Source organism: Tsukamurella sputi, assembly GCF_007858445.1.
In the GTDB taxonomy this organism is placed as follows: Bacteria; Actinomycetota; Actinomycetes; order Mycobacteriales; family Mycobacteriaceae; genus Tsukamurella; species Tsukamurella sputi.
The window spans coordinates 1-12,288 of record NZ_VIGV01000010.1; the positions used below are offsets into that span (position 1 = coordinate 1).

The following is a 12,288-nucleotide window of genomic DNA, read 5'->3' on the forward strand; positions in this document are numbered from 1 at the left end:
TTCGTCGCCGTCGTCGTAGACGTACGGCTGGTACAGGGTGGTGCTGGGCACGGGGTGCTCCTTCTACTGGTGGTGTGCGCGGCGACGGCGTCGGGCGCGGGCCGCGGCCACACGGCGCGCGGTGGTCCGGGTGCGGCTGGCGGTGACCAGCTCGCGGATCTCGTCGAGGTTCCCCATCGCCGGGGTGGTGGCGCCGAGGAGCGCGAGCCCGTCGAGGACCCACGGCCATGTGGTGCCGTCGGCGTCGACGTACCCGGCGACGGCCTCGATGGACCGGGAAGGGTACGCGGTCGGCATGGCGGCGGCGAGCCACTGCGGTACGCCGGCGAGATCACCGACGAGGCAGGTGCCGCCCTCGGTGAGGGCGAGGTTCTCGATCCACCCGAACGAGGGGGCGCCGTCGTTGACGGGGTCGGCGTGGCCGATCTTGAGGACGGGCCGGCGGGCGACGTTCGCGGTGTAGGCGTCGAGCATCGCAGCGAGATCGACGGCGGTGAACGCGACAGGGCCGGTGGATGCGTCGAACTGGCCGACGCGGGCCAGTTCGACACCCGGGATGGTGACGCGGCTACCCGGCGCGGCGTTCGGCGCGGCGAACCACGTCCTGCGCGGGGAAGAGCCAGCGGTCGCCGACGCGGTACGCGGGGACGGTGCCGCGGCGGGCGAGGGCGCGGGCGGCGTGGGGCTTGATCCCGAGAATCCTTGCCGCTTCGGCGCTGTCGAGGAGGTCATGAGGCAACGGTGTGCCAGATCCGCCGCTGTCGGCGCTCTTGGTGATGCGCGCGTCACGTGTTGGTGACTCGAATCGGGCTGCCGCATCACAGATTCGGGCGGTGAGTAGCTGCGCGGGCGGTGACCACGTCGCGTTCATCCGCGACGTGGCCGCCCGGAGCATCCCGGCGAGGAGTGTCACGTCGGCCTCGTCGAGAAGGACGCCGTCAAGGTCAAGGCGTTGCATCGCCGGCCGCCTCACGGACCGTGTGCCGTAGCGGGCTCGACACGCGGAGGTCGCGGCCGAGGTGGTGGACGATCTTCGACACCTGTTGCCGGGTGAAGACTCCCGACAGGCTGCTGCGGATACCGGTGGACTCGTCGACGCGGTGGAAGGTGATCTCGATCTTGCCCTCGCGGGCCGGCCGCGATTCGATCCTGCAGGTCACTTCGTCGTTGTCGTTCATCGGACGGCCTCCGCTCCGTTCGGCTGCGCGGCAGGTCGCCGGACGGTCGTCTGGGTGTTCTTGCCGGCGCGCTGGGCGCGGATAGCGGCGCGGTGGCGGGCCTTCTTGCCGCGAGCGCGGCCCTTGTGTGTCGGCCACAGGTTCGGGGATTTCACTGGTCGGTCCCTTCGGGTCGGCCGCGGTCTGCGGCGGGGTAGGTCTGGGCGAGCTGCTCGCGGAGTGTGTCGATGCCGGTGTTGTGCACCATCGGGGTGCCGGCGCCGAGCACGTGCAGAGCTTCGACGAGGGCAGGGACGGCTTCGAGGAACGTCATGTCGGGGTACGCGGTGAAGATCTCGGCGAGCACGTCGCCTTCGCCCGCGCCGGGCTGGAATGCGGCGAGGACGAACGCGGTCAGCAGGTGGCCGAGTCGGAGGTCGATTGGACGGTCGGTCATGCTGATTCCTTGCTGTAGTTCGGGTCGAGGCTCCATTCGGTCGCGATGGATGCACCCCGCTTGAGGATGTGTGCGGCCTGGGCGGCGGACTTGATCGCCGAGCGGCCGTACCGTTCACCGCCTGCCGCGTAGACCTCCGAGGCCGGCACCCAGCCACCGCACTCACCGAGGTAGCCCACGAGCCACTCAGGGCACGGCACGTACGTGGATTGCACGCCCTCACCGATGGCCCAGGTGACGCCATCGGTGCGCTTCTCCGCGATCGCGATCAAGGGGCTCTTGGAGGCGACCTTGCGGAGGTTCTGGATACCCCAGCCGGCGGCCTCGCCGAGCGGGTAGATCACGGCGCTGTCGGCCGTCGTGTGGCCCTCAGCGATGAGGCCGCGGATGTGGCGGTCGAGCCACTCGCGGCAGGTCTTCGGGTGCTCCGCGGCGGGGTGTTCGGGCACCGCGTGAAGCCGTGGACGGTCAGCTGCGTCACCAGTCGCCTCATGCAATGAGAGCTGACGTGACTGTGTTTTTGACTCAGTTGCGTCACCGGATTTGTGCAGGTCAGATCCAGTTGCGTCAGTCGCGTCAGCCTGACGTGCATGAGGTGCATCCGGCGCGGTGGTGTGACTGGTCACGACCTCCCCGTCTACGACGCTCGTCCCCTGGCTCGGCAGCGACCACCAGGTGACCCTCGGGAAGCCCTTCGCCTCGGAGACGACGCCGAGCTTCTTCGCCGCACGGTCGACACTGCTGCGGGAGAACTCCAGCCGTGCCGCGGCCTTCTTCACGTCCGCCGACGGGCACGGGGCGTTCTCGGTGAGGTAGTCGGTCAGCCACAGGGTGACCTCGCCGACGGTGGTCGAGCCGTCCCGCTGTTCGTCGCCGGCGAGGACATCGCGGGCGTCGGTGTCGACTTCACCGAGCCAGTCGATGACACCCACTTCGGCCGGTCCGTCGTCGAGCTGTACCTGTCGAGAGACAACGCGGCATGCCTCGGATCGGGTGCGGGTCGCGAGGTTGCCTTTCGTGTTCGTGAGCACCAGGTGATCGGCGTCCTCGTCGTGCGCTACGGACAGCACGGAACGGGCGACCTGAGACCAGGCGATCGACCCCAAGATCAACTTGCCGGTATCCGCACCGTCGCGCTTGCCGAAGTGCACCAGGCCCAGGACGACGATGTCCCGTCGAGCGGCGAGCTGCGCGAGCGGTTCGAGGAACTGCCGCACCTGCCGGTCGTCCTTACCGGAGAGCTGGGAGGCCATCGCGGACGTGGCGGCGTCGAGGATGATGAGTTCGACGTTCTCCCGTTCGACGAGTTCTTCGAGTCGGTCGTTGTCCAGCGGTAGCACGACGGTGCCGGTCTCGGTGGTCTCGGTCGCGACGTCCACGAACAGGATCCGGTCGAGGTCCGCGCCGGCAGCCTTGAGCCTGGGGACGACGGTGTGCTCGCGGCTGTCCTCGGTGTGTACGTAGATGACGTTGCGGCCCTGCCCGGTCCACCTCGCGCACCATGAGCACGCGATGGTGGACTTGCCGAGACCTTCGCGGCCGGCGAGCAGCACCAGGGCGCCACGGGGAATCCAGGCGTCGAGCTCCCATAGGATCCGGCGTGTACGGACGTTGCTGCCGCGGGTGATGCGGAGCTGCCTGCCCGCGGCGTCGGCGGTGAGCGGGTCGGGCTTCTGCATGATCCGCAGAGCCTCAGCGAGCACGTCCACCTGATCGGCGGTGAGGTCGCCGACGTCGATGCCGGCCTTCGCCTGTGCCGCGGTCCACGTCGCGGACAGCAACTCCCGTTCCTGCTCCGCTTGGTGGGCGGCGTCGAGACGTTCACGCTCAGCGCGTGCTCCCCGAGTCACTACTCGGTCTCCTTCCGGCACACCGGGCCCACCCCGGCGCGCATCGACTTCGGCGCGGTCAGCACGGCCCCGCAGCGGGCGCAGCGGATCCCGATCACCAGGAGCCCGCCGCGCGTCGCGGCATCGAGTAGGCGGTCACCGGCGTCGATGTAGCCGGGGTGGTCCTCGGGCATGGTGGCTAGACCTCCTCGCGGGCGGCGTCGACGAGGAGCAGCAGCGCGCGAGCCAGAGCCGCGGCCTCGTCGAGACGGAGGTTGTTACTGCTGCGGCCAGCACTCGCCGTCCCGTCAGGCCGCCAACCGATGTACCCGAGGGCCACGTACGGGTCACGCTCGCCGGCGTACTGCAGGAGGCAGACGCTGAACCTCGCGAGCGCGATCGTGTCCTCCTTGGTCACGCTGCCGGTATGCATCGTCAGCGGCACGGACACCGGCTCCGACTGCCACCGCGATTCGGTGGGGACCACGCCGCCGTGAATATCGCGGTCAGGATCGGACCACCGGGGACGGTCCTCCTCCAACCACGGACACGGCGCGCCGGGTACGCCGAGGACCTCGACGGTCAGCTTCGGCTCGTACTCGGAGCGGAACTGGTCGAGAGCCTTGACTGCCGGGCTGCTCTCGACCGGCCGGTGGGCGGCTGCCTCCTGGGCGGCGGCGTCGAGGATCGCGACGACCTGGGCGCGACGGTCCGTGTGCCGCTCCCGCGCCACGGCCGCGATGCGGGACAGTTGGGTGGGTGAGAACTCCGACTCGGGAAGCAGCTCCTCCAGCGCGAGCTCCACATCGCGGACGGTGCGGTACTTCACGGGCTCGTCGAGTGGGGTGATGGCGTTAGACTGCATGGGACGGATTCCTTTGCTGGCTGGCGATGGTGATCTGGTTGACCCCGGAAGCGCGGTTCTTGGTCGGATGGCGCTCCGGGGTTTTCTTCTGCTCAGGGGTCGCATTCGGGATGCGCCCCTCGCGTTCACAGGGCCGGGTGTATCGGCGTGGCCCCTCAAACTCGTCTGCACCGCATCCGAGGTCTGCTTGGTCTGCGAGCCGCTGATAGCGATCCGGTGAGGGCCTGTCGGCCTGTTGTGGTTCCACCGGTACTGCGTGCGGGGCGCTGCCCCGCCGCTTCATTAGGCAACCCCCGGGTTGATGGTGTTGGCATCCAGGTAAGCCTGAACATCAGACCAGCGGTACAGAACGCGCTTCCCAGCCTTGACGTACGGCAGTCCACGGTTCCGATACCTGTCCTGGGCAAGGCTGGCTTCCGTAGTTCGGAGAGCCGCTGCTGCCTCTTTCGGGGTGGCTAGCTCAATGGACACAGGGTGGGACTCCTCTCGGGTCGATGAGCCAGCGTTATAACTACGGCTCACCAGAAAGATACACGAATGAGCTATCTTTGCAAACCCCGCTTTGTGTACGTGGCTCACTTGATGTGCCACCATGGCGGCATGCACTTCATCGAGCCCACCGACCAGGCCCCCTATCGCACCGAGGTCGCGCCCGGGCTGTGGGGGCCAGGCATCGCGACGGTCGTCACCGAGCCCGGAGAGCTGCCGTACATCACGACGGCCACAGTCCAGCCGAGCGGGGGTCGATACTTGGTCACGAAGCTGGTCGCGGAGCAGCACGGGGACGGACCCCCGATTCAGCGCGGCGAACTGGCGAAGATCGGTGTCGACCAGTTCGTCCGATTCACGGCCAGCCACGTGCTCGCGAGGAGAGGTAATCGACTCGGGCTCCCAAACTACGAAGCGTTTTTCGAGCGCGTCGAGAAGGCCCGTCGTGTCGAAGACGACGACCTGCCCGACCTAGCCGCGGCCTACCGCTGGATACGCCTGCAGGAGGGCAAGCCCACCACACTGCTCTCCAGGGAGCTCGGCGTCTCGTTGGCGACCATGAAGCGTTGGATTGCCCGCGCCGCTGACGCAGGGCACCTCGGCCGTGAAGAACGTGGCTAAGAAGGCTCATGGCGACGATCGAGCCGTACGACACCAGGTCTGGACGTCGGTACCGAGTCCGATACAGAACCCCCGATCACCGACAGACCGACAAGCGAGGCTTCGCGACAAAGCGAGATGCCCAGCAGTGGCTCGCGGAGCAGCAAGTCGCTGCCGCTAAGGGCACGTACGTCGCGCCGGCCGCCGGCCGCCTCCTCCTCCGGGACGCGGCGTCGGCGTGGATAGCAGATCAGCACCAGGTTTCCCCGTCCACTCTCAGCCGGTACCGAGGCATTGCCGAGGGCACGATCACCACGCGGTTCGGGCACCTGCCGCTCGGCAAGATCACCCGCCCACTGGTGCGCGGATGGATCGCAGAGCTTGTCGACTCCGGTACCCCTGCGGAGACGGTGCACAAACAGGTGGGCGTACTGCGGAGGATCCTCGCCCAGGCCGTCGAGGACGGACGCCTGGCGGTCAACCCCGCCAACGGCGTCAAGCTCCCCGCCATCACCCCGACCGAGATGCGCTTCCTCACCCTTGAGGAACTGCGGGCGCTCGCTACAGCCGCCGAGGATGATGCGCCCGCGATCTGGACGCTAGGTGTCTGCGGACTCCGCCTCGGCGAACTGGTAGGCCTACGTCACGGCGACATCGACCGCTCGGCCGGCGTTCTGCACATCGTCCGGTCTGTGACTGTCGTGGACAGCAAGCACCACGTCGGCCCGCCGAAGGGCGGGAAGCGGCGGACCGTACCGCTCCCCCCGTTCATAGCGGCCCAACTACCACTCAATCCCGATGATGAAGCGTTGGTGTTCCCCGCACCCGGCGGCGGCTTCATCCGACACGGCAACTGGCGCACGCGTGTGTTCGACGTCGCGGTCAGCGCGGCAGGACTCGATGAAGAACTTCACCCGCACGAGCTGCGGCACACAGCGGCGTCGCTGGCGATCCGGTCTGGAGCGAACATCAAGGCCGTCCAGGCGATGCTTGGGCACGCCCGCGCGTCGATCACCCTGGACCGGTACGGGCACCTATACCCGGCGGACGTCGACGGCATCAGCAGTGCGCTGCAGACAATGCTCACAGCCGAGTGTGGGCAAGATGTGGGCACGGGACGGAAAGAGCCGATACCCGAGTAATCGGATACCGGCTCTGACCTGCTGTTTTATCTGTGGAGCCTAGGAGATTCGAACTCCTGACATCCGCCTTGCAAAGGCGGCGCTCTACCAACTGAGCTAAGGCCCCGGGTGGGGTGTGGTGGGCCTAGGAGGACTTGAACCTCCGACCTCTTCGTTATCAGCGAAGCGCTCTAACCGCCTGAGCTATAGGCCCGTGAACCGAGGTGGAACATTACCAGCGCACCTCGAGTTCTACAAAACAGCTGGTCAGTCCCTATCGGCGAGGGTCACCTCGATGCCGCCCACGAGGTCGGCGCAGAGGTTGTAGATGAACGCTCCGACGGTCGCGAGCGCGGTCAGCAGGATCACGTTCGCGAGGCCGGCGAGGCCCGCGTACGTGAAGACGTCACCGGCGGTGAGCAGGCTCGCGCCGGCCTGCTCGTTGGTCAGCGTCTGGAAGCTGTCGTTGATCTTGCTCCACACGCCCATGCCGCTCAGCACGATGTACAGCGCGCCGACCGCGATCATCCACACGAAGAACATCACCACGGAGACCACACCGGACAGCTTGAAGGTGGTCCACGGGTCGATGCTGCGCAGCTGCATGCCCGCCCGCACCGGCCCGCTCGCGGCCTGCGTCTTCACACCCGCCGCACGCGCGGGCGTGGTGCCCACGGTGTGCAGGTTCGACGGTGCCGCCTCCGCAGCGGCGGGGGCCGCCACCGGCTCCGTCTCGGGCTCCGCCGCAGGGGTCGACGAAGCCGCGGGCGTCGACGGTGCCGCGGGCGCGGCCGGGGCCACCTGGTGGATCTTGTCCAGGTCGGGCAGGTTCTTCGGCAGCTCGTCGCGCTCCACGCCCTCGGTGGGCGCGTCGATCACACGCCCGACATCGGTGTCGCGTCGAGGGATCCGGACGGGCTGGCGGCCCGCCTCGGGTCCGGACTCCGGCGGCTGTCCCGATCCGGTTCCAGGGGTACTCACATGCGCTCCTTCGTGCTTCGCGGCGGCTATGCCTCGCCGTCCGCCTGCTCGGGTTCGTCGCTCTCATCGGCGTTGCGGGCGATGGCCAGAAGACTAGTGCCTTCGGCCAGGTTCATCAGCCGGACGCCCTTGGTCTGCCGGCCCGCCTTGCGGACCTGCCGCGCCGCGGTGCGAATCACACCGCCGCCCGACGTGATGGCGTACAGCTCGGTCTCGTCGTCGACGATGAGCGCACCCACCAGGTCGCCGCGCTTCGGGTCGAACTGAATCGTCAGCACGCCCTTGCCGCCACGCCCCTGGACAGGGTAGTCGTCCATCGCGGTCCGCTTGGCGTAACCGCCCGAGGTGGCCACGAGCAGGTAGGTGTCCTCCTGAACCACGTTGAGCGCCAACAGCTGATCGTCGCCGTTGAACCGCATACCCTGCACACCGGAGGTTGCCCGGCCCATGGGGCGCAGCGCCTCGTCGGTGGCCTTGAACCGGATCGACTGCGCATTCTTGCTCACCAGCAGCAGGTCGTCCTCCTGCGAGGTCAGCACCGCGCCCACCAGCTCGTCCTCGTCGCGCAGGTTGATCGCGACGATGCCGCCGCTGCGGTTGGAGTCGAAGTCCTCCAGCTTGGACTTCTTGACGAGGCCGTTCTTCGTGGCGAGCACCAGGTAGGGCGCGTCCTGGTAGCTCTTGATCTGGATGACCTGGGCGATGCGCTCCTCCGGCTGGAAGGCCAGCAGGTTCGCCACGTGCTGGCCGCGCGCCGTGCGGCTCTGCTCCGGCAGCTCGTAGGCCTTTGCGCGGTAGACGCGGCCCTTCGTGGTGAAGAACAGGATCCAGTCGTGCGTCGAGCACACGAAGAAGTGCGCCACGATGTCGTCCTGCTTGAGGTCGGCGCCCTTGACGCCCTTGCCGCCGCGCTTCTGGCTGCGGTACAGGTCGGTCTTGGTGCGCTTGGCGTAGCCGGTCTCGGTGATGGTGACCACCACGTCCTCGCGGGCGATGAGGTCCTCGTCGGTGACGTCGCCGTCCGCCGCGATGATCTTGGTGCGGCGGTCGTCGCCGAACTTCTCGACGATCTCGCCGAGCTCGTCGCGGACGATGGCGCGCTGGCGCTCCGGCTTCTCGAGGATGTCCTTGAGGTCCGCGATCTCGAGCTCGATCTCGGCCAACTGGTCGATGATCTTCTGCCGCTCGAGGGCCGCCAGGCGGCGCAGCTGCATGTCGAGGATCGCGTTGGCCTGCAGCTCGTCGACATCGAGGAGCTCGATCAGGCCGGCACGCGCGATCTCGGTGGTCTCGGACCGCCGGATGAGGGCGATGACCTCGTCGAGCGCGTCGAGCGCCTTGACGAGGCCGCGCAGGATGTGGGCCCGCTCCTCGGCCTTGCGCAGGCGGAACCGGGTGCGCCGCACGATGACGTCCAACTGGTGCGTCACGTAGTAGCGGATCATCTGGTCCAGGCGCAGGGTGCGCGGCACCCCGTCGACGATGGACAGCATGTTCGCGCCGAAGCTGGTCTGCAGCTGGCTGTGCTTGTAGAGGTTGTTCAGCACCACCTTGGCCACGGCATCGCGCTTGAGCCGCACCACGATCCGCATGCCGACGCGATCGGACGACTGGTCCTCGATCTTGCTGATGCCGGCGATCTTGCCGTCGCGCACCTGCTCGGCGATCGAGAGCACGAGGTTGTCGGGGTTCACCTGGTAGGGCAGCTCGGTGATGACGAGTTCCGTTGCGCCCTTGGAATCCTCCTCCACGGACACGACACCGCGCATGCGGATCGAACCGCGGCCGGTGGAGTACGCGTCCTTGATGCCCTGGCTGCCCACGATGAGGCCGTGGGTCGGGAAGTCCGGCCCCTTGATCCGCTCCATGCAGGCCTCGAGCGTCGCCTCGGAGTCGGCGTCGAAGTTGTCCAGGCACCAGAAGATCGCCTCGGCGAGCTCGCGCAGGTTGTGCGGCGGGATGTTCGTCGCCATGCCGACGGCGATACCGCCGGAACCGTTCATCAGCAGGTTCGGCACGCGGGACGGGAGCACCGTGGGCTCCTGCGTCTTACCGTCGTAGTTCGGCGTGAAATCGACGGTCTCCTCGTCGATGTCGCGCAGCATCTCCATCGCCAGCGGGGTGAGGCGAGCCTCGGTGTAACGCATGGCGGCGGCGGGGTCGTTACCCGGCGAGCCGAAGTTGCCCTGGCCGTCGATCAGCGGGTAGCGCAGCGACCAGGGCTGCGCGAGACGCACGAGGGCGTCGTAGATCGCGCTGTCACCGTGGGGGTGGTAGTTGCCCATCGTCTCGGCCACCGGCTTGGCCGACTTCACGTAGCCGCGGTCGGGGCGGTAGCCGGCGTCGTAGGACGCGTAGAGGATTCGCCGCTGCACGGGCTTCATGCCGTCGCGGACCTCGGGCAGTGCACGGCCCACGATCACGCTCATGGCGTAGTCGATGTAGCTGCGCTGCATCTCCTGCTGGATGTCGACCGGTTCGATCCGGTCGTGGCCACCGGTCTCGGTGGGCGGGGTGGTGTCAGTCATTTCACGTCCTTGTCGTACAAGCGGTTCGACGGTGGGCGGTCCCGCCCCGAGGGGGCGGGTCCGGCGCTACACGTCGAGGAACCGCACGTCCTTGGCATTGCGCGCGATGAACGAGCGGCGGGCCACCACGTCCTCACCCATGAGGATCGAGAACAGCTCGTCGGCCGCGGCGGCGTCGTCGAGGGTCACCTGCTTGAGCACGCGGACCGTCGGGTCCATCGTGGTCTCCCACAGCTCCTTGGCGTTCATCTCGCCGAGGCCCTTGTACCGCTGGATGCCGTCGTCCTTGTTGATCTTCTTGCCGCTGCGCAGGCCGTCGGCGAGCAGCACGTCGCGCTCGGCGTCGCTGTAAGCGAACTCGGGGTCGGCGCCCTTCTGCCACTTGAGCTTGTACAGCGGCGGCTGTGCCAGGTAGACGTGGCCGTGCTCGACCAGCGGCCGCATGAAGCGGAACAGCAGGGTCAGCAGCAGAGTGGAGATGTGCTGGCCGTCGACGTCGGCGTCGGCCATGAGGACGATCTTCTTGTAGCGCAGTTTGGCGATGTCGAACTCGTCGTGGATGCCGGTGCCGAAGGCCGTGATGATCGACTGGACCTCGGTGTTCTTGAGCACCTTGTCGATTCGCGCCTTCTCGACGTTGATGATCTTGCCGCGGATGGGCAGGATCGCCTGGTACATCGAGTCGCGGCCGCTCTTGGCGGATCCGCCGGCGGAGTCGCCCTCCACGATGTAGACCTCGCACTTGTCGGGGTCGTTGCTGCGGCAGTCGGCGAGCTTGCCGGGCAGGCCGCCGATGTCGGTGGCGCTCTTGCGGCGCACCAGTTCCCGCGCCTTGCGGGCGGCCAGGCGGGCCTGCGCCGAGGCCGCGGCCTTCTGCACGATGGTCTTGGCATCGGCGGGGTTCGAGTCGAACCAGAACTGCAGCTGCTCGCGGCAGACCTTCTGCACGAAGCCCTTGACCTCGGAGTTGCCGAGCTTGGTCTTGGTCTGGCCCTCGAACTGCGGCTCCGCCACCTTCACGGAGATCACCGCGGCGAGGCCCTCACGGATGTCGTCACCCGAGAGCTCGCCGTCCTTCTCCTTGACCAGCTTCTTGTCCTTGGCGTAGGCCTTGACGACGCCGGTCAGCGCGGTGCGGAAGCCCTCCTCGTGGGTGCCGCCCTCGTGGGTGTTGATGGTGTTCGCGAAGGTGTGCACGGACTCCGAGTAGCCGGAGTTCCACTGCATCGCGATCTCCACCTCGTGACCCTTCTCCTTGCCCTCGAAGGAGATGATCGTGCTGTGGATCGGCGACTTCGACGTGCGCGCGTTGATGTGCTTGACGTAATCGACCAGGCCGTCGGGGTAGTGGAAGATGCGCTCGCGCTTCTTCGGCGCCACCTCGGCGAGCGCCGCGGCGACGTCCTCCTCGTGCGCGGACGGGGCGGCTTCGGTGATGTCCTCGTCCGGCACCTCGACGGCGACGGGGCGCTCGTCGGTGAGGGTGATCGTCAGGCCCTTGTTCAGGAAGGCCATCTCCTGCAGACGTCGCGAGACCGTCTCGAAGTCGTAGTGGGTGGTCTCGGTGAAGACCTTCGGGTCGGCCCAGAAGCGCACCGTCGTACCGGTACGGGTGGTGGGCTCGCCCTTGATCAGGTCCTCGGCGACGGAGTCGCGCTTCTTCTCGTCCCAGTGGAAGTTGTTCTGCCAGTGGTAGCCGTCGACGTCGATCTCGACCTCGACCCGGCTCGACAGCGCGTTGACCACCGAGATGCCGACGCCGTGCAGGCCGCCGGAGACGGCGTAGGCGTCGGAGTCGAACTTGCCACCCGCGTGCAGCGAGGTGAGCACCAGCTGCACGGTGGGGATGCCCTTGGCGTGCATCGCGACGGGAATGCCGCGGCCGTCGTCGACGACCTCGACGCCGCCGTCGGCGAGGAGCTTGACGTCCACTCGCGTGGCGTGACCGGCCATCGCCTCGTCGACCGAGTTGTCGACGACCTCCCAGATCATGTGGTGCAGGCCGCGCGGCCCGGTGGTACCGATGTACATACCGGGGCGCTTGCGCACCGCCTCGAGGCCTTCGAGCTGCTTGATGGAATCCGCGCCGTACGAGCCCGCGGGCTTCCCGGCGTTGTTGTCAGCCACCACGATGTGTTGGCGCTCCTTCGTCGAAACCACCGGGGCGAACGGCCGTGAACTTCTCCGGCCGCGGCCACCGCGGTGGTGATAGGACAGCACCCCGAGCAGACGGGGCGCTCTTGCCCTTCTAGTCTACTCCT

General features: G+C 67.7%; 12 protein-coding genes and 2 tRNA genes. 2 read left to right on the top strand and 12 right to left on the bottom strand.

The features are described from left to right. Positions 1 to 568: 568 nt before the first annotated feature. From FK268_RS25335 to FK268_RS19945, 7 genes are read right to left on the bottom strand one after another with little or no spacing between them, the layout of a single operon-like run. Complete coding sequence (locus FK268_RS25335; RefSeq protein WP_146437211.1) at positions 569 to 958, bottom strand: helix-turn-helix domain-containing protein; 390 nt, start codon at positions 956 to 958, stop codon at positions 569 to 571. Continuing rightward, on the bottom strand, positions 945 to 1,178 hold the full coding sequence (locus tag FK268_RS19930) for a hypothetical protein (RefSeq protein ID WP_146437212.1): 234 nt from the start codon (positions 1,176 to 1,178) through the stop codon (positions 945 to 947). The genes FK268_RS25335 and FK268_RS19930 overlap by 14 nt, the downstream gene beginning before the upstream one ends. Beyond that, on the bottom strand, positions 1,175 to 1,333 hold the full coding sequence (locus FK268_RS24305) for a hypothetical protein (RefSeq protein ID WP_158636175.1): 159 nt from the start codon (positions 1,331 to 1,333) through the stop codon (positions 1,175 to 1,177). The genes FK268_RS19930 and FK268_RS24305 overlap by 4 nt, the downstream gene beginning before the upstream one ends. Further along, positions 1,330 to 1,614, bottom strand: coding sequence for a hypothetical protein (locus FK268_RS19935; RefSeq protein WP_146437213.1), 285 nt, complete (start codon positions 1,612 to 1,614; stop codon positions 1,330 to 1,332). The genes FK268_RS24305 and FK268_RS19935 overlap by 4 nt, the downstream gene beginning before the upstream one ends. Next, positions 1,611 to 3,464 carry an AAA family ATPase gene (locus tag FK268_RS19940; RefSeq protein ID WP_231707177.1) on the bottom strand — a complete coding sequence of 618 codons (1,854 nt, stop codon included), beginning with the start codon at positions 3,462 to 3,464 and terminating at the stop codon, positions 1,611 to 1,613. The genes FK268_RS19935 and FK268_RS19940 overlap by 4 nt, the downstream gene beginning before the upstream one ends. Beyond that, entirely contained in the window at positions 3,464 to 3,637 is a 174-nt protein-coding gene (locus FK268_RS24310) for a DUF6011 domain-containing protein (protein ID WP_158636176.1), read from the bottom strand. The genes FK268_RS19940 and FK268_RS24310 overlap by 1 nt, the downstream gene beginning before the upstream one ends. A 5-nt stretch (positions 3,638 to 3,642) precedes the next feature. Beyond that, positions 3,643 to 4,308, bottom strand: a complete 666-nt coding sequence (locus FK268_RS19945) for a hypothetical protein (RefSeq protein ID WP_146437214.1) — start codon at positions 4,306 to 4,308, stop codon at positions 3,643 to 3,645. 600 nt (positions 4,309 to 4,908) lie between these two features. Here FK268_RS19945 and FK268_RS19955 point away from each other — a divergent pair. Together FK268_RS19955 and FK268_RS19960 are read left to right on the top strand one after the other, a co-directional pair. Further along, a complete protein-coding gene (locus FK268_RS19955; protein ID WP_146437216.1) occupies positions 4,909 to 5,418 on the top strand; it encodes a hypothetical protein in 510 nt (169 codons plus the stop codon). 8 nt (positions 5,419 to 5,426) lie between these two features. Next, entirely contained in the window at positions 5,427 to 6,539 is a 1,113-nt protein-coding gene (locus FK268_RS19960) for a tyrosine-type recombinase/integrase (protein ID WP_146437217.1), read from the top strand. 33 nt (positions 6,540 to 6,572) lie between these two features. On the opposite strand, the gene FK268_RS19965 is transcribed toward FK268_RS19960, so the two are convergent. From FK268_RS19965 to gyrB, 5 genes are all read right to left on the bottom strand, one after another. Next, positions 6,573 to 6,645 (bottom strand) — tRNA-Ala (locus tag FK268_RS19965). A gap of 10 nt (positions 6,646 to 6,655) precedes the next feature. Further along, positions 6,656 to 6,732: transfer RNA gene (locus FK268_RS19970), tRNA-Ile, on the bottom strand. A gap of 53 nt (positions 6,733 to 6,785) precedes the next feature. Further along, a complete protein-coding gene (locus FK268_RS19975; protein WP_146437218.1) occupies positions 6,786 to 7,499 on the bottom strand; it encodes a DUF3566 domain-containing protein in 714 nt (237 codons plus the stop codon). A 26-nt stretch (positions 7,500 to 7,525) separates the two neighbouring features. Further along, complete coding sequence (gene gyrA, locus FK268_RS19980; RefSeq protein ID WP_146437219.1) at positions 7,526 to 10,027, bottom strand: DNA gyrase subunit A; 2,502 nt, start codon at positions 10,025 to 10,027, stop codon at positions 7,526 to 7,528. A 66-nt stretch (positions 10,028 to 10,093) separates the two neighbouring features. Next, positions 10,094 to 12,154 (bottom strand): DNA topoisomerase (ATP-hydrolyzing) subunit B, encoded by a 2,061-nt coding sequence (gyrB, locus tag FK268_RS19985; RefSeq protein ID WP_146437220.1) that lies wholly within the window; start codon positions 12,152 to 12,154, stop codon positions 10,094 to 10,096. Positions 12,155 to 12,288: the final 134 nt, after the last annotated feature.